The sequence below is a fragment of the Pedobacter sp. CG_S7 genome (assembly GCF_040544395.1).
Taxonomy (GTDB): Bacteria; Bacteroidota; Bacteroidia; order Sphingobacteriales; family Sphingobacteriaceae; genus Pedobacter.
The window spans coordinates 126,680-148,973 of the sequence record NZ_JBEONS010000005.1; the positions used below are offsets into that span (position 1 = coordinate 126,680).

The following is a 22,294-nucleotide window of genomic DNA, read 5'->3' on the forward strand; positions in this document are numbered from 1 at the left end:
AATTATTTGTGTTTCAATACTTTGGCCTCCAGGTAAAAGATGATTTCTTCTGCAATATTTGTGCTTTGATCACCTACTCTTTCTAGTTTACGAATAATGGAAAGGATATTTAATGCCTGTTCAGTATTATCAATATTTTCCTTTATATAGTTAGAAACATTCTCATTGGCTTCGGTATTAATTTCATCCAACATTTCATCTTTTTGAAAAATGCTTCTGGCCATTTTGGTGTCATCATTTTCAAAAGATATGAGTACATCTTCCAGAATATTAATTGAACCTTTAAACATCTCAATAAAGCGTGTTCTTTTTAATAAGGCTTCATCAAAAGGTACTTTTTCACTGATGATAAACCTGGCAATACCTTCCGCAATGTCTCCAATGCGTTCCAGATTATTGTTGATCTTTAAGGTAGCTAACACCAACCTCAAGTCTACGGCAACAGGATTATACAAGGCAAATATATTTTCGCAGTCACGGTCAATCTGCAGTTCCATCGCATTAACTCTTTTTTCCGTTGATACCACTTCCCTGGAGAAATCTTTGTCAAACGTGTTTAAAGAATGAAAGACCTTGTTAAGTTGTGTCAAGACAAGCTTATACATTTGTACAGTATCCGCTTTTAATTTTTTTAATTCATTTTCTAAGTGTGTCATAAACGTTTTAATATTTGTTGAAGCGTGATGTCAATTAACCAAATCTACCGGTGATGTAATTCTGTGTAGCGTCTTTAGTTGGGTTGGTAAATATTTTGTCTGTTTTATCGAATTCTATTAATTCACCCATATAAAAGAAGGCCGTTTTATCACTTACTCGAGCAGCCTGCTGCATGTTATGGGTAACAATAACAATGGTAAACTGGTCTTTAAGCTGGTAAATTAGTTCTTCAATTTTAGCCGTTGAAATAGGATCAAGTGCTGATGCAGGTTCATCCATTAGCAGCACCGATGGTTCTACTGCTATTGCCCTGGCAATACACAGCCTTTGTTGCTGTCCACCTGATAAGGCTAATGCAGATTTATTAAGGTTATCTTTTACTTCATCCCATAACGCAGCTTTTTTCAACGAGCTTTCAACAGCTTCATTTAAAATTGTTTTCGAGCTTTCCCCATTGATACGCAAGCCAAAAGCGACGTTTTCAAAAATAGATTTAGGGAATGGGTTAGGTTTTTGAAAAACCATGCCTATTTTTTTACGGTACTCATAAACATCCACAATGTTTTTATAGATATCCACATCATCAATCATCACCTCACCCTTAATGGTAACATTTTCAATAAGGTCATTCATTCGGTTAAAGCACCGTAGAAAAGTAGATTTTCCGCAACCTGATGGCCCAATAAAGGCAGTCACCGTATTCGCTTCAATATTTATGGAAATATCTTTCAGGGCCTGCTTTTGACCATAAAAAAGGTTTAGGTCTTTGGCTCTTAACTTATAGGCTCCATAGGTTTCCATCATCATATTGCTGTTTTTTTGTACCATCTGTTTCTTAAATAAATTGCTGCACCATTAAGTATAAAGGTAAACAACAATAATACGATTATTCCTGCCGCTGCATTAGTTATAAAACCTTGCTGTGGACGAGATGTCCAGTTAAAAATCTGTATCGGCAGTGAGGTATATTGATCCATTGGTCCTTCGGGTATAAAAGGTACATAGGCTAAAGCACCTACTACAATTAAAGGTGCCGTTTCGCCGATTGCCCTGGAAATGGAAAGAATAATTCCGGTCAGTATTCCCCCGAAAGACGCGGGTATAATTATTCTGCGTATAGTTTGCCATTTTGTTGCCCCCAAGCCAAATGCTGCCTCTCTAAGTGAATCTGGAACAGCCTTTATTGCTTCTCTGGTGGAGACAATAATTACAGGCATGATCAATAAAGCAAGAGTTAGGGCTCCAGAAAGGATGCTGTTTCCAAAACCTGCAGTACGTACAAAAAGCTGTAAACCAAGTATACCATAAATAACGGATGGTACCCCGGCGAGGTTGGAAATGTTGATCTCAATAAACTTCGCCAGCTTATTCCTTTTGCCATATTCCTGCAAATATATTCCAGATAAGATTCCAATAGGTAAGGAAATAATCAGGGTTAACACTAAAAGACTAACCATACCTGCCAGTGCGGTATAAATACCTGACTCCTCAGGATGCCTGGAAGGTAAATTAACAAAAAAGGACCAGTTTATTCTGTGGATACCCTTAATTGTAATGTCTACCAGCAGCACCAATAAAGTTATTAATGCCAGTGCAGTGCAAAAGATGGCGAAATATTTGAATAAAGTATCTTGTACTTTAGGACTGATTAAATGTTTTTTACTCATAGCGCTGTTGGTATTTTTTCCTAATCCAATAGCTGAGGTTATTGAGTAAGAATGTGAATATAAAAAGAGTAATACCAGCGGCAAATATAGTGCGGTATTCCATAGAATCCTGAGGGACATCACCCATGCTCACCTGAACGATATAGGTTGTAATCGTTTCTACTGATTCCAGCGGATTGAAAGTTAAGTTTGGCTGCTGCCCTGCGGCAATGGCTACAATCATTGTTTCGCCTAAAGCCCTTGATATAGCCAGGATTACGGAAACGATAATACCAGAGTTGGCTGCAGGAACCATAACCTTAAAAGCAGTCTGAAAACGGTTAGCACCCAAACCATAAGAAGCTTCTCTGAGCGATTTTGGTACCGCTCTTAAAGCATCCTCACTCAATGAAGTAATGTAGGGGATGATCATGATACCCATTACCAGTCCTGGAGATAAGGCATTGAAGCCCGGTAATCCAGGTATCACTTTCTGCAGCATTGGGGTCACAAACTGTAACGCAAAAAACCCATATACTACAGTAGGCACTGCGGCTAATACTTCAAGCAAGGGTTTTACAATTGCAGTGAATTTTTTAGAGGCATATTCGTTTAAAAATACCGCGATAGAAATTCCTACTGGAACTGCAAAAACTATAGCAATAGTGGTGGTCAGGAGTGTTCCTGCAAGTAACGACATGATGCCAAAATGCTTGTCTTCAAAAAGCGGGGTCCATTGTTTATCGGTTAAGAAGCTAATAATAGAAACCTCCTCGAAGAATTTAAAAGTATCTATGGAAAGGACCATGATAATTCCGATAGTTGTGAGCACAGAAACCATACTGCAAAGCAGCATGATCAATTCTATTAACTTCTCAGATTTGAACTTTTTAATTGCCATGATTATTGCTGAGTAGATAAAAGTTGTAGCAAGTTTGCACCTACAGTTGATTTGTTTTCAAACACCGAACCGGTACTGCCCGTAGTAAATCTTTTATAGGACAAACGGTAAGCTTCTTTTGGTAAGGGAACATAGCCTACCTCTTCAGATAAAGCTTCTGCATTTTCAAGGTAAAATTTAACAAACTTTTTCACATATGGTTTCTTCGCCGATTTAAGGTTCACATAAATAAACTCTGGTCTGGAGAGCGGCTGGTATTTACCATTTTGTACAGTTGTTTTGTTTGGAAAAATAGCTTCGCTTTCGGCGGTGAGCTTAACAGGAACTAATTTAAGTTTCGATTTATTTTCAGTATAATAAGCGAGGCCAAAATAGCCAAGCCCCCCAATATCAGAAGAAACTCCCTGTACCAAAACATTATCGTCCTCACTTGCCGTATAATCGCCTCTAGATGCTTTAGCTTTTCCGTTGATCGCTTCAGTAAAGTAATCATAAGTTCCGGAGGAAGTGCCAGCGCCATATAAATGCAGCGGAACATCAGGCCAGGAATTGCGGACTTGCTTCCATGTTTTGATTTTGTTTTGGCTTTCCGGCGACCACATTTTCTTTAGTTCAGCAACGGTTATGTCATTGACAAAATCATTCTTTGGGCTCACTACAATGGCCATACCATCATAAGATACTGGAATCTCAATAAATTCAATGCCATTTTCTCTGCTGACTTGCAATTCTTTAGCACTAATGGGACGGGAAGCATTGCTGATGTCGGTTTCGCCTCTAAGAAATTTTTTGAATCCACCACCCGTACCAGAAACACCTACAGTGACCCTTATATCTGCATCAACCTCTCTAAATTCTTCTGCAACAGCTTCCGTTAATGGATAAACGCTACTGGAGCCATCAATGTTTATTTTTCCTTTATATTCTTTAAAACAGGAACTAAACAATATCAAAATACTGAATAGAAAATATTTATATCGGTACATATCCGTCTGTTAGTAAATTGCTAGTAGCGTAAATAAAAGCCAATTGCTACTAGCGCAAACAGTTGGCTCCTGTAATATACATTATTTAATTAGTTTTTCAGATTGCTGTAAATTCAGTAAAAATCTAACCCTTAAGCAATAATTGCAAAGTTAGGAATTTAGACCTGTTGGTGAAAAATTGAGTGTTACTTTTGTATTACCACAATGTGAACTTAATGTTAAGTATTTTTGCTTTTTTAGAGCCCAGGGTGGTTTTGGTTTTCTTTTTATAAGGAATTGGATTAAAAATTTTAGCTAATAAAAGAAGAGACTGTGTCATTTATAAAATGATCTTTGTCAGGTCGTTGGCAGGGCCTTGCGAGGTCGTTGGTAGGTCCTTAACGCAATCAGGAGACCTACCAACCACCTGCCAGGGACCTGCCAATATTTCACCAATTGCAACATTGGCAACAGCGTAACTAATCGTTAATGCTGCTTGTAAAAATGTTATTCCACAAAAAAGGCTGCCACGGATTAATGTGACAGCCTAATTCTTAAAAGTGAGCCTGACTTTTTATTCTGATGATTTTCTGAAAACCAGTAATGGGATTTTTGAGACAGAGGAGTATTCAGCTGAAATGCTGGATAGAAATATTTTCTCAAAGAAGGTTCTTTTTTGCTGTGTAAACATAATCATCATTGATGGTTTAGTTTGTTTAATAACGCTATCAATGTTTTTAATCAGCGTTTTTTCATAATCTAAATTTTCAAAATGGGTGTCTATGTGGTGAGCCGATAGTTTCTTATTAATCCTTTCCACTTGATCAGCGTCAGTTAGCTCATCAGCAGGAGATTTAAAATGCAGTAATTCAACTTTGACATCCAGGTTTTTTGTGAAGCTGGTTACTTTTTTGAGCTCATTATCTATATCAGAGAGGTCAGAGGCATAAGAAATCTTTGTAATCTTAGCGCTTTTGTAACTCTGAGGCACTGCAATTACCGGAACCTTAGATTTATTGATTAATGTGGAAGTATTGGTTCCAAATAACATATTGCTTTTGCCATCACCTTTTCTGCTGAGGCAGATATAGGTATAATTGTTTTGTTCGGCAAAATCCATGATATTACGATCGGCAGATGCACCACTTTTTGCAACACAATCAAGATTTGTGGCATTAATGCCAAGATCCTTATATACGGAGGCAACGAATTGCTGTAATTTCGCATTGATTTTTGTGGATTCACTGTTTTCATAGGATACAAAAACTTTTTCGTTCCACTGCGTAGGCCTCATGACATGATAAGAATGAAAGAAAGTTACTTTACAATCCATTTGCGAGGCTAACTGGATTGCAAAGCGTAAAGCCCTTTTAGAGTTGCTGGAGAAGTCGGTAGTTGCAAGAATCTTATTCATAATGGGTTCAGTTAGATGTAGCTATTAACTTTTAGTTAATATACAAAAATATAAATTGGATTCCAATTTATAGATGAGTTTAGTCAAGCGAAAATATGATCCTTGTCATTTATAAACTTAAACCGATTTCAAATCCAATTAAGCCTTGTTCTTTTTAGTTAAAAAGAAGCAAATGATGCTCACCTAAAGATGATGACGGTGATTTTAAATAAATAATTTGCTTTTCTAAAACTAACTCCTAACTTTATGCAACCGTTTGCATTATCCAATATTATTTAAATTATAAACGCATGTATTTATTAGGTATTGATATAGGCACCTCGTCTATAAAAGTTGCCGTTGTTGAAGTGAGCACACAGAAATGTATTGCTTCCGTACAATACCCAGAAGAAGAAACAAAGATAAAATCTATCCAGCAGGGATGGGCAGAACAGTCGCCTGAAGACTGGTGGGAGAACACGCAGCAAGCGATTTTAAAATTGAACGCTACCGGATTATTTAATCCGAAAGACATCAAAGCGATAGGCATTGCTTACCAGATGCATGGTTTGGTGGTGGTAGATAAGGAACAAAATGTTTTAAGAGATAGTATCATTTGGTGTGACAGTCGCGCAGTTGAGCTTGGAGAGCAGGCTTTTGAATCAATTGGGGAGGAGAAATGTCTTAAAAGTCTTTTAAACTCACCCGGAAATTTCACTGCTTCAAAACTAGCCTGGGTAAAAAATATGGAGCCGGAATTATATGAGCAAATTGATAAAATAATGCTACCCGGTGATTTTATTGGAATGAAACTTACAGGGAGTATCTCCACAAGTATTCCTGCTTTATCGGAAGGCGTTTTCTGGGATTTTAAAAAGGATGAAATATCGAAAGATGTGATGGAACATTATGGGTTAGATAGCAATTTAATACCAGCAATTAAGCCCTTGTTTTCTGAACACGGCTACTTAAAAGTGGAAATAGCCAGTAAGCTAAGTTTAATGGAAGGGATTCCAGTAGCCTACAAGTCGGGTGACCAGCCAAATAATGCTTTATCGTTAAATGTTTTTAAACCAGGTGAGGTTGCCGCTACTGCAGGTACTTCTGGAGTAATTTATGGTGTAAGTGATGAGCTTACTTACGATTTGCAATCCCGCGTAAATACCTTTGCCCATGTTACCTATTCAAAAGAGAAGAAGCATACAGGTGTATTGTTATGTATCAATGGTACTGGAAGTATGTACCGCTGGGCAAAACACAATTTTGCCCCAGAATTATCTTATTCTACATTAAACAAAATGGCGGCAGAATCGCCAATTGGAAGCAATGGTTTAATGGTTTTACCATTTGGTAATGGTGCCGAGCGGATGTTAAATAATAAGTTTACCGGTGCGCAGTTGTTGGGTATAGATTTGAACAAACATGGCCAGTCTGATATTTTTAGAGCGGTGCAGGAGGGCATAGCATTTGCTTTTCGCTATGGTTTAGATATTATGCGTGAAAATGGGATGAAACCAAGCGTAATTCGTGCAGGAAGAGCTAACTTGTTTTTAAGTGATGTTTTTGCTCAAACTTTTGTAGACGTAACCGGTGTTCCTGTAGAACTCTATGAGAATGATGGGAGTGTTGGTGCAGCCCTTGGTGCTGGAATTGGATCTGGTGTTTTTAAAAATGCAGCTGAGGCATTTACCAAGCAGGAAGTAATCAAATACCTGGAGCCAAAAAATACAATTGCCTATGACGCTATTTATCCGGAATGGAAAAAGCTTTTGATAAAAGCATTATAAATTAGAATTACTAAATAAATAAAAATGATAAAAGTAGTAACAGGAGTAAAAGAATTTTTTAAAGGCGTGGAGCAAGTCAAATTTGAAGGTTTACAAAGTGATAATCCATTAGCATTTAGGTGGTACGACGCCGACAAAATAGTTGCGGGCAAAACAATGAAAGAACATTTTAAATTTGCCTGTGCCTACTGGCATTCTTTCAATGGAAATGGCGCTGATCAATTTGGTGGTGCATCGCATGTTTTTCCATGGGATGAAAAGAAGGATGCCATAGAAAGAGCAAAAGATAAAATGGATGCCGCTTTTGAGTTTATTACAAAAATGCAATTGCCTTATTATTGTTTTCACGATGTTGATGTAGTTGATTATACCGATAATGTTGCCGAAAATGAGGGCAGGTTACAGGAAATGGTAGCTTATGCAAAACAAAAACAGGCAGATAGTGGGGTTAAATTACTTTGGGGAACAGCAAATTTGTTTAGTCACAAACGTTACATGAACGGTGCAGCTACCAATCCCGATTTTCACGTGTTAGCACATGGAGCAGCGCAAGTTAAAGCGGCAATAGACGCAACGATTGCCCTAGGTGGCGAAAATTATGTTTTTTGGGGAGGAAGAGAAGGATATATGACGCTGCTAAATACCAATATGAAGCGGGAGCAGGAACACCTAGCGAAATTTTTACATACAGCAAAAGATTATGCACGCCAGCAAGGTTTTAAAGGTACCTTCCTAATTGAGCCAAAACCTTGTGAGCCTTCAAAACATCAGTATGATTATGATGCAGCTACGGTAAAGGGTTTCTTACAGCAGTATGATTTATTAAATGACTTTAAACTTAACCTGGAAGTAAATCATGCCACTCTCGCCGGACATACTTTTCAGCATGAATTACAGGTTGCGGTAGACAGTGGGTTATTGGGGTCGATTGATGCAAATCGCGGCGATTACCAAAATGGATGGGATACTGATCAATTTCCAAATGACATCAATGAAATAACAGAAGCCATGCTAATCATTTTAGAAGGTGGAGGTTTAAAAGGTGGTGGCGTAAATTTTGATGCTAAAATTCGCCGGAATTCTACAGATCCTAAAGACCTGTTTTATGCACATATTGGTGGTATGGATATCTTTGCTCGTGCCCTGATTACCGCAGATGCTATACTTGAGAAATCAGTTTATAAGAAAGAAAGAACTGATCGTTATGCCACTTATGATAGCGGGAAAGGCGCAGCATTTGAGCAAGGTGAATTGAGTTTAGAAGATTTAAGAAACTTTGCAGCAGAAAATGGCGAACCTGAAGTACGCAGTGGAAAACAAGAATACCTTGAAAACATCATTAACAGACATATTTAAACTATAGTAAGTTTAATTTGTTTTTATTTGCAGAATGATTTTACCCATGAATAAGGGCTTAATCATTCTGCAAATGATATAGGGCCGCTTTTTTTGATTATAATTGTCTGATAAAAGAAGGAGTTAACGATAATGTTATTTTGAAAAAGAAAACAACTATATACGATATTGCAAAAGTTCTTGGGGTTAATGTGGCTACGGTATCAAGAGCACTCAATGGATTAACTACAGTAAGCGAAGCCACAAGAAAGTCGGTTGAAGAAACCGCTAAGGCATTAAATTATAGTCCTAATAGGCTGGCAGCAGCATTAAAGTCTGGTAAGACTTATATAATAGGGATCATTGTGCCTAGTGTTCAATCTCATTTTTTCGCTTCCATTATCAATAGTATAGAAGAAGGTTTAAAAGGCAGTGGTTACGGAGTATTGCTGTATCAAACTAATGAATCAGTAGCAAGCGAAATTAAAGGGGTTAAAACTTTAATGGAGGCTCAGGTTGATGGTATTATTGCCTCCTTGTCGCTGGAAACAAGTGATGTTTCCCATTTTGAAGAAATAATTGCTCAAAATATCCCTTTGATTCTATTTGATAGGGTCAGCACTTCTTTAAAGGTATCTACGGTAACAATGGATGATTATAAAGCAGGATATTTGGCGGCAAAGCATCTTATTGATCAAGGGTATAAAAATATCGGTTTTATCACCACTTCTCATCAGGTAATGATTTTTACAGAACGTTTAAGGGGGTATAGAGCTGCGCTTCAAGAAAATGGAATTCCCGTTTTTGAGGAAAACATTATTTTGGGAGGCTTATCTATAAAAGATGGAAGATTTGGTGCCGGAAAACTAATGAGGGGATTAAATATGCCAGATGCAATTATTGCCGGGGATGATTTTACAGCATTGGGAGTTATTAAAAAATTAAAAGAAATTGGATTGTCACCTCCCAAGGTAGGTGTGCTAGGTTTTGCGAATGAGGTGTTTTCGGCATACATTACGCCAAGTCTTACTTCGATCGACCAGCATCCAAATGAAATAGGTAAAGAGTGTGCCAAGCTATTTTTAAAAAAGATACAAGAAACAAACCAGGAGCAAATGATTTATAATATCGTATTGGAACCAACTGTAGTAGAACGACAATCATCAGCAAAGCTATTTCTTCTGCCATTATTATAAGCTAATCACTGATGACGTGCTCAAATGGAGGGAAAACTAATAAGGGCAGTTCTGTATGCCGGGATAGTTTTTGAGTATAGCTACCTTTGAATATTTTGCCTAAAATATGATGCCTGTGGTGCACAATAGCAACCAAATCAATGTTATCTTGCTCGGTAATATATTCTAAGCCACTGCCAACATCAATGTTCCATACATATTCATATTTGATTTTAGGGTATTTTATTTCTGAGACAACATTATTTAGAAATGCATCAATTTTACGCTGCATTTTATCTTTTTGGTCCACCTCTTTATTGGTGATATGTGCAATTAATATTTCAGGGCTTAAATCACTGATAAGGGTAGTGAGGAATTGGATGTATTCCAAGTCCCCTTCATTTAAATCTGTAGTAAATACAATTTTACGGATCTCTTTATAATGTGCAGTAAAAGGAATAAATAAAACAGGAAAACTTGCTTTTTCAATCATTTCTTTACTGCTACTACCCAGTATAAATTTAGCTAGGCCCCCAGCACCAGATAAACCCATCACAACGAGGTCTATTTTTCTTTGGTTTGCCAGGTTGGTCACTACATCACATACTGTTCCTACTTCACTTTCATATTCTATTTTTGGTCGATGTGTTTGCGGATCTTCTAAAGCAGAAAGTGCGGTTAATTTTTTTGCTAATGCTTCAAGTTTACTGGTCACTTCTTTTTTTATAACACCATAGTCCATTAAAGGCCAGGCAACCTGTGCGGCCAAAGGGGCATCTGCAGGCACTTTAAAGGCATTGCAGAGCAATAAATCAGCCTTTAAAGCTATGGCTAATGCTAAGGCATACTTTGCAGCATTTTCTGCAGGCGCTGAAAAATCGGTAGCGATTAAGATTATTTTCATTTCATCTATATTAAATGGCCATGTATTTATAGAAGCTTTATTTTTAAATTAACAGGAACAACAGGCTATGGCTTGTCAGTTCTCCAGAAGTCTTCCATCATTGACCCTAATGTAGGAAATGTTTGTTTTAACTAAAGTTGTCATCATATTGAATTTGAAAGTGATAAAGCTAATTTAGTTAGACTTGAAAAATGATTTAGTGATGTTCATCACGCGAGGAGGTGAGTTTGATCAACAGAATATGGTCTAGCGTTTTAGGTTTTTAAGAATTCAAGTCGTTTATAAATTAGGATGGCCGGCCAAATGATGGCTTTATCTAAACCAAGAACCGCAGTCAAGAAGCTTGTAGCATGATGGGTAAAATAAATAAGTGCACCAATAAAACAGAGGCCAACATCACCAACTCATCCTACTCATGCTGATTTTATCATTATGGAATCTACTTATGGCGACCGGTTGCATGATAATACACCGATTGATGTTGAACTTGCTGGTATCATTAACGAAACTATCTATCAAAGAGGTAATATACTTATTCCCTGTTTTGCGGTTGGAAGGGCTTAGGACGCATGAGTTGAAAATCTGTGGTGAATACTTTCCTGTTAAGGCTCGTATTAAAGAACTTCATAGCCTGTCTGCCCATGCTGATCAATCTGAACTCATTAGATGGTTGAAAGAATTTAAAACTATAAAGCCAAATGTGTTTTTAGTTCATGGTGAACCCAGTGCCCAACAAGCTTTACTGGTTAAAATTAAAGATGAATTTGATATACAGGCCACTATAGTGAAAAAAGGTGAAAAATTATTGCTTTTTTCGTTGGAGAAAGAATAGTTTTACTGTAGGCAATAATTATTTTTATGAATTGGCACTTAATCAATCAAGAGAATCTCTTAGAAATGCTTGATGCAAAACCTGAAGGTTTGCTACAGGTGGATGCAGAAGAAAAACTTCTTTTACATGGCCCAAATGAATTGGTGCGTGAAAAGAAAAAGCCGCTATGGTTAAAATTCATAAAGCAGTTTCAGGATTTTATGATTATTGTATTGATGGCCGCCGGTGTTATTGCTTATATCATAGGGGACATAACAGATACCATCATTATTTTAATGATTGTCATATTAAATGCCATTATAGGCTTTGTGCAAGAATACCGAGCAGAAAAAGCAGTGGAAGCATTACGCAATATGGCAGCACCCAATGCCACTGTAATGCGAGACGGTAATATAAAAATTATACAGGCTCATGAATTAGTGCCCGGCGATAAAGTTTTGCTAGAAGCAGGACAGATAGTGCCTGCCGACATACGTTTGTTAAATGTTTACAGTCTTAAAATGCAGGAGTCTGCTTTAACAGGCGAATCTCATGATGTAGAAAAGCATACCGGTTTATTGCATGGAGAAGATATGCCTTTAGGCGATAGAAAGAATATGGCTTTTAAAGGAACCTTTGTAACCAATGGACGGGGCGATGGAATAGCGGTGCAAACCGGTATGGAAACAGAGATGGGTAAAATTGCAAAAATGTTGGTCGGAGGTGATAATACAACTCCTCTGCAAAAGCGAATGGCAGTGTTTGGAAAAAAATTATCGTTCGTTGTATTGGGTATATGCATTCTCATTTTTGCGACCGGCTACCTGAGGGGCGAAGACACACTCCGCTTATTGCTTACAACTATTTCGGTGGCTGTAGCCGCCATACCGGAAGCGCTCCCTGCTGTAATTACTATTTCATTAGCCTTTGGTGCGCAACGGATGGTAAAGCGGCAGGCTCTTATCCGCAAATTACCTGCAGTAGAAACGCTGGGTTCGGTTACCTATATCTGCACCGATAAAACAGGTACACTTACCCAAAATAAAATGCAGGTAGAGCAATCAATACTGCTAAAAAATAGTAGTAAAGATGACATTAACGAACTGCTTTTATTAAACATGGCGATTAGCAATGATGTGCAGGAAAATGAAAAAGGGAATGGCGTCGGCGACTCTACCGAACTGGCATTATTTGAATACGCTGCCATAAATAAATTCAGTAAAAATGATTTGCAGAAAAAATATCCCCGCATAGCAGAAATCCCTTTTGATTCAGAACGAAAATGCATGAGCACACTACACAGCTATCAAGACCGGCATCTGTTATTAGTAAAAGGAGCATTGGAATCTTTATTGGAACGCTCTGCTTTACAGGATGAAACTTTTGCAAAAGATTTGCATCAGCAGACAGAAGTTTTAGCAGCAAAAGGTTACAGGGTATTGGCACATGGTTACCGATGGGTAGATGATTTTTTAATAGAAGCTCCTTTAAATGATTTGGAAAAAAATCTAACTATAATCGGGCTTACCGGTATTATGGATCCGCCACGGTTAGAGGCCTCTAAGGCAATTGCCGATTGTCATACAGCCGGCATCCAAACGGTAATGATTACAGGGGACCACCCCGAAACAGCCCGAAACATTGCATCAAAAATCGGTATCCTAACTAAAGAAGAATCAAACAATAAACTGGCAGTAATAACTGGTAAAGAATTATCAAAATTAAGTTGGGAAGAATTTTTAAACCGGGTAAAAAAAATAAGAGTATATGCGAGGGTATCTCCCGAACAGAAATTGCATATCGTTAAAGCATTGCAGGAAAAAGAACAGTTTGTAGCCATGACAGGCGATGGCGTAAATGATGCACCAGCCTTAAAACATGCAGACATTGGCATAGCCATGGGCATTACCGGCACCGATGTTTCTAAAGAAGCAGCACACATGATTTTGTTGGACGATAATTTCGCTACCATTGCCAAAGCAGTAATGGAAGGGCGGCGGATTTTTGACAACATCCGTAAGTTCATTAAATACTCAATAACAGGGAACACCGGAAAAGTGTTAACTCTTTTTGTAGGTCCTTTTTTAGGTCTTCCTATTTCGTTGTTGCCTATTCATTTGTTATGGCTTAATTTGGTTACCGATGGATTACCGGGGCTTGCTCTTGCATTTGAGCCGGCTGAAAAAGATATTATGCAGCGCCCGCCCCGCCATCCTAAAGAAAATATTTTTGCTAAGGGATTAGGGGTGCATGTAGTTTGGGTAGGATTGTTGATGGGAGGCCTAACATTAGGCACACAGGCATGGGCTAATCATGAAAGTAATCCACACTGGCAAACAATGGTATTTAATGTACTTTGCCTAAGCCAAATGGGACATGTGCTGGCCATCCGTTCCGAAAGTGAGTCGTTTTTTAGAATGGGTATTTTCTCCAATAAACCGTTGATTGGCGCTGTGATACTTACATTGTTACTCCAGATAGCAGTAACGTATGTTCCGTTTTTACAACCTATCTTCAGAACAGAAGCATTAACATTAAAGGAGTTTTTATTAGTTGGCGCCGTTTCATCACTCGTATTATTTGGTGTTGAAATCGAAAAGGCCATTTTCAGGAAAAGAAAAAGGGCAGGATTGAAAAAGCATAATGCTAAACTATAGGATCGCAGCTGCTTTAACTTTGGAGGATAAATAGGTGCTGATAAATAAATTATTGCATGAATAGTAGTGATTATTTAATTAACATGGACATACTTTGTCTTGGTAAGGGTATACTTTTGGTATTCTAAGACTTGATCTATGACTGCAAAAAAGTTTATGACACAGATTTATGATATAACCTCAAAGCAATTTTTAAAGGTCTTTATACTATTAAACGTAAACAATAAATCATCACGAAAAAATGGATACATTGGCAATAAGCCTCCGACAATTATTAATGAAGGGGACAGAAATCCAGGAAATGTAAATTTTCCCCGAATTGTGCTTGGCCTGGATATTGGCTTTAGTAAAATAGTTGCAATTATTGGCCGTTTAAATCAAAAAGGACTTCTTGAAATTTTAGGCTTTGGAGAGGCGCTGTCTGATGGCCTTATACGTGGATCAATTTTCAAAGTCAGCAAGACATCAGCTGGGGTAAAGTGCGCTATGAAACTTGCCTGGCCAAATCTAGATACTGATGACTTAGATATTAAGGTATGATCTTCAGGCATTATATCCAAGCGCAATCGATTCTACACGGCCATACGTTTCCGTTAAAGCCTTAGCCGTATATTGTGAACCCGTAAGGCCCTTGATTGTTAATCTGGACCTAATTTCTCTAAATCTCACATCAATATGATGATGTTCTTGATATTGCTGATTTTATGGGAAAGCAGATCATAACCACGAAACATGGAAATAACATCACGATCCGTGAAGACAATGCCATTGCAGCATTAGAGGTAATGAGTCGCTTTGCCATCAATCCGAAATGGCTGATTTATTTACCGCCTACAATGAGTCCTGCTAAAAACCAGCGTACTTAATGATTACCTGGAATATCCTTCTGAAGGTTTTGATTACTACAAAAGTATTGGTGTAAACAAAGTTGTTTATGAACAGAAACATATGGGTTCCAGGGCAATTGTAATTGTGGCTAAGAATGAGGAAGTCGTTAAAAGGGTTTTCGGAATTGAGAATGAAGGAATTGGTTCAGTCTATACCCGTACCGGGAGGGCGTATTTCAACGATAAAACAATGGAAAAACAGTTTATGGAAAAAGTAAACCAGGCCCTACAATCCTCTGGTTTTTATGATAAATTTAAAACAGACTGGGTTTGCCTAGATACAGAATTAATGCCTTGGAATGCAAAAGCCCAAGCTTTATTGGAATCACAATATGCTTCAGTTGGAACAGCAGCAAATCATGCCTTAAATGAAACCATAAATGTACTTGAACAAGCGTCTGTAAATAATCCTGCATTAACGGAATTACTAGAAAGACAGTTAATAAGAAAGAAACAAGTGGAGAATTATGTGAAAGCCTATGGTGAATATTGCTGGCCGGTAAATACCCTTAAGGATTATAAATTGGCTCCCTTCCATATTTTGGCTACGGAAGATAAGGTATGGACGGATAAAAATCATGAATGGCACATGGAAAATATTAAATCTATTTGTTTGGAGGATCCTGCTCTATTTTTATCCACTAATTATAAAATCATTGATCTGAATGATGAAGCAGCAACAAAAGAAGCTTGTGAATGGTGGTTAACCTTAACTGAAAATGGCGGCGAAGGAATGGTTATAAAACCATACAATTATATTCAAAAGGACCCGTAGTGCACTATAAATAAGGTTGCTCATTTCACTAAAATTAGTATATTATATTGATTGTCAAGTTATTATAATTATGAGCAACCTTATACGAAAATATGAATTAATCTTGAAGACCTTTAGGGAAATTTCATTATCGGATAATTTTTATTACAAACCAGTCAAGCCTAAGCTGTCTGATTTAGAGTTGATTACGTTGAGTATTACCGCAGAATCATCCGGTATAGATTCTGAATATCAGCTGTTTAGAGAACTTCGCTTTTCTAAACTTGAGGGTCGTATAGAGCGCAGCGTTTATAATAGGAGAAAACAGAAGAAGTATTTCATTGTCGATTCGATGCCCTTGAAGATATGTAAGAACGCTAGAATTACCAGAAGTAAAATCTGTAAAGACCAAGATGGGGCATTTCCAAACCAAGGGTTCTGTGCTTCGCAGAATGCGAGATATTATGGATACAAACTCCATGCGGTCTGCTCTTCAGATGGTATGTTTGAGAATTTTGATCTGAGTCCTGCTTCTGTACACGATATTCATTACCTAATGTATATTAAGACTCAAATGTCTGACTGTGTGCTGCTTGGTGATAAAGGATGCCTTTCTTCAGAAATACAGATGAACTTGTTTGAAACTGATAAAATCAAACTGGAAACACCTATGAGGAACAATCAGATGAATTTTAAAACCTACCCATTTATCTTCAAGAAGTCCAGAAAAAGAATAGAAACTCTTTTCTCACAATTGTGCGACCAGTTTATGATACGAAGAAACTATGCAAAGACTTTTATTGGTTTCAAAAACAGAATACTTACCAAGATTACAGCATTGACAACCATTCAATATCTCAATAAATTTGTCTTTGGTAGAAACATAAACAATATTAAAGTTAACTTGATTTAATAATGCACTACGAGTTCTTTTAATATTTTTTTATTTATTGGTTGAAGAGTTTTACAAAACGATATAGAGAGTATTGTTAATTCGCAAAAAAATCTCTTACAAAAGCATGCTCCTGGTTTTCCGTCATTTTATCACTTGGTTTTATTTCAAATTTTATTTTTTAAAAGTGCATTCTATTATATCTCAAATCCTCTTCTCTAATTACTCTTTACGTACAAGCTTTAGAAGTAGAAAACTTACATAATATATTAGAAGAGGTAAGATCATAAATTGTAATACAGGCGAAATACCAGCATTAACTAAAGGTATTACCGGCATTGAAAAGGTGTAAGCCCAATCACCTTCGGAAAGATGTTTCATTTCTGCTAAAATTGCACCAATTCCGCCTGTTAAAATAATTAACAAAGCCTGTAGAATATTTACATTTTTTATCCAAAAAGCATTTTTATAAACCAGTGAGAAACCAAAATAAATCAGGAGTACCATGATGACATCTGCCACTGATGCCAATGCACAAAAAGAGATATGTAGTAGATCAAAGACATTGTTTTGATACAAAGGTATCTGTATAATTTCCCAAGCAAAATTCAGTACAAAAGCTAATATAGTTGTGATAAAAACAAATCGTTTAAAAGCTACTTTATTCGTCAGTCCTTTTAATAAAATGAAATAAAATACCACTACTAGTATTAAGGCAATAACCGGCACGAGAAAAATTACTGGGGGCAATTTGTTCATTTTTATATAAATATTAGTTAAAAAAAATACCAGGTAGCTACCTCTTTATTCCGGGTAAATGGGAAATTTCTTTCTTAAAAATATTTTAATTATTTTTATATACTCTATTCATCTGCATCTAACTCCATTTCCAATCTCTTATTTCCGGCATGTCCAATCCATTCTTCCTGATATAATATTTGTGTTCAATAAGCTTATCCTGCATCTTTTGTTTCAGGTAAGCTGTTTTATTTTTTAAATGCAGTAACCTGTCTAATGTATCCATTACTAAGTGAAACCTGTCCATATCGTTCAACACCGTCATATCAAAAGGAGTGGTTATAGTTCCTTCTTCTTTATAGCCGCGTACATGAAAGTTTATATGATTAGTTCGCTTATAAGTAAGCCTGTGAATGAGCCAGGGGTAACCATGAAAAGCGAAGATTACCGGTTTGTCTTTTGTAAATAAGGTATCAAAGTCTTTAGTATTCAACCCATGTGGATGTTCCGTCTCGGGTTGTAGTTTCATTAAATCAACTAAATTCACTACCCTGACTTTTAGCTCAGGCAAATGCTCCCTAAGAATAGAAACAGCAGCCAACGTCTCTAGAGTAGGTACATCTCCAGCACAAGCCAATACTACATCCGGCTCAATATCTTTATCGTTACTTGCCCACGTCCATATTCCAATGCCCTTGGTACAATGCACTACAGCTTCATCCATGCTGAGCCATTGCGGTGAGGGATGTTTACCCGCCACTATCACATTTACATATTGCCTGCTGCGGAAACAATGATCCATTACAGATAAAAGGCAGTTGGCATCTGGTGGCAGATAAACACGTACAACAGATGCTTTTTTATTCATAACTACATCAAGAAAACCTGGATCCTGATGGGTAAAGCCATTATGATCTTGTCGCCATACATGTGATGCCAAAAGAATATTGAGGGAGGCAATTTTTCTTCTCCAGGGTAAATGCGATGTAACCTTTAACCATTTTGCATGCTGATTAAACATGCTGTCGATAATATGAATAAAGGCTTCATAGCAATTAAAAAGCCCATGCCTTCCTGTAAGTAAGTATCCTTCCAGCCAGCCTTCGCATTGATGTTCACTCAGCATTTCCATCACCCGGCCTTCTTTTTTAAGAAACTCGTCTGTATCAATTACCGGTGCTTCCCATTGGCGGTCGGTAGCTTCAAATACAAAGTCTAATTTGTTTGAAAGTGTTTCATCAGGTCCAAAAATCCGGAAGTTTCTTTGATCAATGTTCTTTTTTATAATATCTCTAATAAATTTTCCGAGCACCAAAGTATCGCCCGGTCCCAATTCGCCACGTTCCATTTTAATTCCATAGTTCCTGAAGTCGGGAATACGTAGGTTTTGAAGTAAAAGACCTCCATTAGCATTTGGATTATCTCCCATTCGGTGTTTCCCCGATGGAGCCAGTTCCTGAAGTTCGCTTTTGAGACGGCCGTTCTCATCAAATAATTCTTCTGGTTTGTAGCTTCTCAGCCAATCTTCTAGCTGTTTTAAGTGTTCGGGATTTGTAGCAGGATCTTTAATAGGGACTTGATGTGCTAGAAAATTGCCTTCTATCTTTTGTCCATCCACATATTTAGGTCCCGTCCACCCTTTTGGTGATTTTAAAATAATCATCGGCCATTTTGGACGACTCGCATTTTTATCGTGCGCAGCATTTTCTTTTATCTGTTGTATTTCTTCAATTATCGTATCCAGCAAAGTCGCCATTTTTTGGTGCATTTCCATGGGGTCATCACCTTCAATTAAATAGGGCTTCCATCCATAACCTAAAAAAAGTTGTTCCAATTCCTCGTCTCCAATTCTTGCGAGAACTGTTGGATTGGCGATTTTATATCCATTGAGATGAAGGATAGGTAGCACTACACCATCGGTAACAGGGTTTAAAAATTTGTTAGAATGCCATGCGGTCGCCAGAGGACCTGTTTCCGCTTCTCCATCACCAATCACGCAAGAAACGATTAAATCTGGATTGTCAAAGGCAGCTCCGAAAGCATGACTGAGCGAATAGCCAAGTTCACCGCCTTCATGAATAGAACCAGGACATTCGGGGGAAACATGGCTCGGTATTCCACCCGGAAATGAAAATTGCGTAAAGAGCTTTTTTAATCCGTCCTCATCTTGGCTTATATCTGGATAAACTTCACTATAAGTTCCCTCCAAATAAACATTTCCAACAACGGCAGGGCCGCCATGACCGGGACCTGAGACGTAAATCATATCCAGATCATACTTTTTTATAATCCTGTTAAGATGTACATAAATAAAATTTTGTCCTGGCGTAGTGCCCCAATGACCTAGCAACATATTCTTAATATGTTCCGGTTTTAAAGGTTCTCTTAAAAGTGGATTCTCATGTAAATAGATCTGGCCGACAGACAGGTAATTGGCAGCCCGCCAATAAGCATTCATATTATTTAAAAGGTCGGAAGATAACTGTTCTTTGTCTGTTTCAATAGTTTGTGTTTCCATAATATTAATTTTTTTGTAATTAAAAATTTTAAATTACTTTCCTTTCATTGGGTGCTTCATCTTAGGCAAGGCTCATATGCCATTTCTCTATTAGTTAAATGCTTTGTCAAGAATTACCAATAGCGAACACTATAAGCAGAAAAAAACTTTCATCTAAGCCTGTAAACTATGTTAAATATCTGCTTTTAAAATATCATTTGTCCTTTTTGAAGTAAAACCGTCTGTTGATCTTTGCATAAATTTATTTTCCCTTCCAATACCTGCACATGAATGTACCCAAATGACTTACGCTTTTTTAGTTCGGCATTTGGATGCATTCCAATCAATGCTACAGTCGTAAACCTTACCAATCTCAAAATCTTCGGGAGATAAGGTTATATTTGATTTATTACATTGCAGAAATTTCTGACTGATATTGAAGTCCAGCATATAACCTTCCTTTTTTAAACCGTTAATAGTTTCTGATAATGTGCCATAGCTTTCTTTCATGTCCTGTTATTTCGTGTTATTAACAAACTCGCTTGTCGATTTGGCAATCATTAATTCTTCATTGGTTGGAATAACATATACTTTTACATTGTTTTTTTCAGTTGAAATCTGCCATTGGTTTTTATTATTTTTTTCTTCATTCAAATGAATGTTTAAATAGCCCAAATCATTGCAAATTCGTTCACGAATTTCCGGTGCATTTTCTCCAATACCGCCTGAAAACACCAGTATATCCAATCCACCCAATGCTGCAGCATATCCGCCGATGCATTTTTTAACCTGGTAACAGAAAATATCAATTGCCAGTGCCGCATCTTTATTTTCTTTTTCCCGCCGCAGGAGGTCTTGCATATCAGTACTGATACCTGAAATTCCCAGCAAACCTGATTGATGATTGATCAAATCATTGAAGGCTTTTGCATCCATTCCTTTTTGCATTAAATAACATGCAACACCGGGATCAAGATCGCCGCTTCTTGTGCTCATCATTATTCCACCGGCAGGCGTAAAACCCATGCTGGTATCTATACATTTACCATCTTTAACTGCTGCCAGACTTACACCGTTACCAAGATGTGCCAGAATAATTCTTCCATTTGCTTCTGCTTCGTTTTGATTTTTTAATTCCTGCATTAAATAACTATAAGAAATGCCGTGAAAGCCATAACGCTGAACACCTTCTTCATAATACCGTTTGGGAATTGCAAATGTTTTTGCCACTGCAGGAATAGTGGTATGAAATGCAGTGTCAAAACAGGCAACCTGCATGAATAAAGGAAAGTGTTTTTTAAATAATTTTGCTATTTCTATTTCTGCGGGAAGATGTTCGGGATCATATTCACTGATTTGATTTAATTCATTCAATAAATCTTCGTCTATTATTTGGGCTTGTGTATGCTTCATGCCATGCACAATGCGATGGCCGATGCAGGTTACTTTATCAAAATCCTTTTGTTTTTTTAACCAATCAATAAAAAATCCAGCAGCTTCTTTAAAATTCGAAGCATGCATTTTGACATTATTTTTTTTATTATTGATATTATTCTTAACAGAGAACTCAGGACCATCTAACCCAATTCTTTTTATTTGCCCTGAAAAAATTTCAGTTGGATTTTCATCCATACTATATAACGCGAATTTGATGCTGGACGAACCACCATTTATTATCAAGATATTTGAATTTTCATTTTTCATACAGTTGTTTCAAATCCAAATGATTGCAATTCTTTACAGGTTGTTTCATAGTCGATATGCCAAATACCTTTAATACCGAGACTTTTGGCAATTGTTATAAATACTTCCGTATCATCAATATAAAGAACTTCATCTGGCTGAACATGAGCCATGTCATGCGCCAATTTAAAGATGTTCTTGTCGGGCTTGCGAATTTGTATATATGTTGAGGAAACAAAAAATTCAATAAAGCTTGCTAGCTTAAATTACTGAATCCTGTAGGTATTTAATTCCCTTGCTTCATTTCTGACTGCAATAATCTTTAAACCACTTTTTTTTCAACTTTTTTATCAGATTCATAAAAAACAGCAATGTCTAAATACTCCTCCGAAGTGAGTTTGCGTATTTCATAAGTTTCGAACGCAATGGCATGTCTAATATTGAAATCGTTGTAATCAAGGGTGAATTCCTTTACAGCAAGCTGTTGCAATTCATGTCCCCAACCATTTGTCAGAAGGTATCCGCCCCATGAAGCCCATCTTTTATTTGTAGAAACAATTTCCTATAGCTCTTTTGGTAAGGTTTTATTTTTCCTGTTTCAGTTTAAAGTTT

The 22,294-nt window shown here is 37.2% G+C and carries 20 protein-coding genes and 1 pseudogene; 9 read left to right on the forward strand and 12 right to left on the reverse strand.

Annotated features, from left to right (window positions below; translation table 11 throughout):
• Window positions 1–2: 2 nt before the first annotated feature.
• From phoU to AAKU52_RS05180, 6 genes are all read right to left on the reverse strand, one after another.
• Window positions 3–656 (reverse strand): phosphate signaling complex protein PhoU, encoded by a 654-nt coding sequence (phoU, locus tag AAKU52_RS05155; protein WP_354330951.1) that lies wholly within the window; start codon window positions 654–656, stop codon window positions 3–5.
• 34 nt (window positions 657–690) lie between these two features.
• Entirely contained in the window at window positions 691–1,464 is a 774-nt protein-coding gene (gene pstB, locus AAKU52_RS05160) for a phosphate ABC transporter ATP-binding protein PstB (RefSeq protein WP_502931016.1), read from the reverse strand.
• The gene (pstA, locus tag AAKU52_RS05165) at window positions 1,461–2,324 is read right to left on the reverse strand and encodes a phosphate ABC transporter permease PstA (protein ID WP_354330953.1); all 864 of its coding nucleotides are present in this window, start codon (window positions 2,322–2,324) and stop codon (window positions 1,461–1,463) included. Before pstA ends, pstB begins: the two co-directional genes overlap by 4 nt.
• Window positions 2,317–3,204, reverse strand: a complete 888-nt coding sequence (pstC, locus tag AAKU52_RS05170) for a phosphate ABC transporter permease subunit PstC (protein WP_354330955.1) — start codon at window positions 3,202–3,204, stop codon at window positions 2,317–2,319. The genes pstA and pstC overlap by 8 nt, the downstream gene beginning before the upstream one ends.
• 2 nt (window positions 3,205–3,206) lie before the next feature.
• Window positions 3,207–4,190 (reverse strand): PstS family phosphate ABC transporter substrate-binding protein, encoded by a 984-nt coding sequence (locus AAKU52_RS05175; protein ID WP_354330957.1) that lies wholly within the window; start codon window positions 4,188–4,190, stop codon window positions 3,207–3,209.
• Window positions 4,191–4,743: 553 nt separating this feature from the next.
• Window positions 4,744–5,583, reverse strand: coding sequence for a universal stress protein (locus tag AAKU52_RS05180; RefSeq protein ID WP_354330959.1), 840 nt, complete (start codon window positions 5,581–5,583; stop codon window positions 4,744–4,746).
• A gap of 290 nt (window positions 5,584–5,873) precedes the next feature.
• Here AAKU52_RS05180 and AAKU52_RS05185 point away from each other — a divergent pair, with 290 nt between their 5' ends.
• From AAKU52_RS05185 to AAKU52_RS05195, 3 genes are all read left to right on the forward strand, one after another.
• Complete coding sequence (locus AAKU52_RS05185; RefSeq protein WP_354330961.1) at window positions 5,874–7,349, forward strand: xylulokinase; 1,476 nt, start codon at window positions 5,874–5,876, stop codon at window positions 7,347–7,349.
• 24 nt (window positions 7,350–7,373) lie between these two features.
• Window positions 7,374–8,705, forward strand: coding sequence for a xylose isomerase (xylA, locus tag AAKU52_RS05190; RefSeq protein WP_354330963.1), 1,332 nt, complete (start codon window positions 7,374–7,376; stop codon window positions 8,703–8,705).
• A 140-nt stretch (window positions 8,706–8,845) separates the two neighbouring features.
• Complete coding sequence (locus AAKU52_RS05195; RefSeq protein ID WP_354330965.1) at window positions 8,846–9,880, forward strand: LacI family DNA-binding transcriptional regulator; 1,035 nt, start codon at window positions 8,846–8,848, stop codon at window positions 9,878–9,880.
• Window position 9,881: 1 nt separating this feature from the next.
• Here the strand turns inward: AAKU52_RS05195 and AAKU52_RS05200 are convergent, their stop codons facing one another.
• Window positions 9,882–10,763: a universal stress protein gene (locus AAKU52_RS05200; RefSeq protein WP_354330967.1), complete on the reverse strand. Its 882-nt coding sequence runs from the start codon at window positions 10,761–10,763 to the stop codon at window positions 9,882–9,884.
• Between the two features lie 460 nt (window positions 10,764–11,223).
• On the opposite strand from AAKU52_RS05200, the gene AAKU52_RS05205 reads away from it, so the two are divergent.
• From AAKU52_RS05205 to AAKU52_RS05230, 6 genes are all read left to right on the forward strand, one after another.
• Window positions 11,224–11,595, forward strand: a complete 372-nt coding sequence (locus tag AAKU52_RS05205) for an MBL fold metallo-hydrolase RNA specificity domain-containing protein (protein WP_354330969.1) — start codon at window positions 11,224–11,226, stop codon at window positions 11,593–11,595.
• A 26-nt stretch (window positions 11,596–11,621) separates the two neighbouring features.
• Window positions 11,622–14,231, forward strand: a complete 2,610-nt coding sequence (locus AAKU52_RS05210; RefSeq protein WP_354330971.1) for a cation-translocating P-type ATPase — start codon at window positions 11,622–11,624, stop codon at window positions 14,229–14,231.
• 138 nt (window positions 14,232–14,369) lie between these two features.
• On the forward strand, window positions 14,370–14,771 hold the full coding sequence (locus AAKU52_RS05215; RefSeq protein ID WP_354330973.1) for a hypothetical protein: 402 nt from the start codon (window positions 14,370–14,372) through the stop codon (window positions 14,769–14,771).
• A 164-nt stretch (window positions 14,772–14,935) separates the two neighbouring features.
• Window positions 14,936–15,097 carry a hypothetical protein gene (locus tag AAKU52_RS05220; protein WP_354330975.1) on the forward strand — a complete coding sequence of 54 codons (162 nt, stop codon included), beginning with the start codon at window positions 14,936–14,938 and terminating at the stop codon, window positions 15,095–15,097.
• 7 nt (window positions 15,098–15,104) lie between these two features.
• The gene (locus AAKU52_RS05225) at window positions 15,105–15,893 is read left to right on the forward strand and encodes a DNA ligase-like domain-containing protein (RefSeq protein ID WP_354330990.1); all 789 of its coding nucleotides are present in this window, start codon (window positions 15,105–15,107) and stop codon (window positions 15,891–15,893) included.
• Window positions 15,894–15,963: 70 nt separating this feature from the next.
• The gene (locus tag AAKU52_RS05230; protein ID WP_354330977.1) at window positions 15,964–16,785 is read left to right on the forward strand and encodes an IS982 family transposase; all 822 of its coding nucleotides are present in this window, start codon (window positions 15,964–15,966) and stop codon (window positions 16,783–16,785) included.
• A 201-nt stretch (window positions 16,786–16,986) separates the two neighbouring features.
• Here the strand turns inward: AAKU52_RS05230 and AAKU52_RS05235 are convergent, their stop codons facing one another.
• The 5 genes and pseudogenes from AAKU52_RS05235 to AAKU52_RS05255 all read right to left on the reverse strand — a co-directional run.
• Entirely contained in the window at window positions 16,987–17,523 is a 537-nt protein-coding gene (locus AAKU52_RS05235) for a hypothetical protein (protein WP_354330979.1), read from the reverse strand.
• Window positions 17,524–17,641: 118 nt separating this feature from the next.
• Window positions 17,642–20,020 (reverse strand): phosphoketolase family protein, encoded by a 2,379-nt coding sequence (locus AAKU52_RS05240; protein WP_354330981.1) that lies wholly within the window; start codon window positions 20,018–20,020, stop codon window positions 17,642–17,644.
• A gap of 285 nt (window positions 20,021–20,305) precedes the next feature.
• The gene (locus tag AAKU52_RS05245) at window positions 20,306–20,509 is read right to left on the reverse strand and encodes a hypothetical protein (RefSeq protein WP_354330983.1); all 204 of its coding nucleotides are present in this window, start codon (window positions 20,507–20,509) and stop codon (window positions 20,306–20,308) included.
• A gap of 6 nt (window positions 20,510–20,515) precedes the next feature.
• Window positions 20,516–21,703: an acetate/propionate family kinase gene (locus AAKU52_RS05250; protein WP_354330985.1), complete on the reverse strand. Its 1,188-nt coding sequence runs from the start codon at window positions 21,701–21,703 to the stop codon at window positions 20,516–20,518.
• Window positions 21,700–21,936 (reverse strand): annotated as a pseudogene (locus tag AAKU52_RS05255) (HAD family hydrolase); the annotation flags it as partial. The gene AAKU52_RS05250 and the pseudogene AAKU52_RS05255, both read right to left, overlap by 4 nt.
• Between the last annotated feature and the right edge of the window lie 358 nt (window positions 21,937–22,294).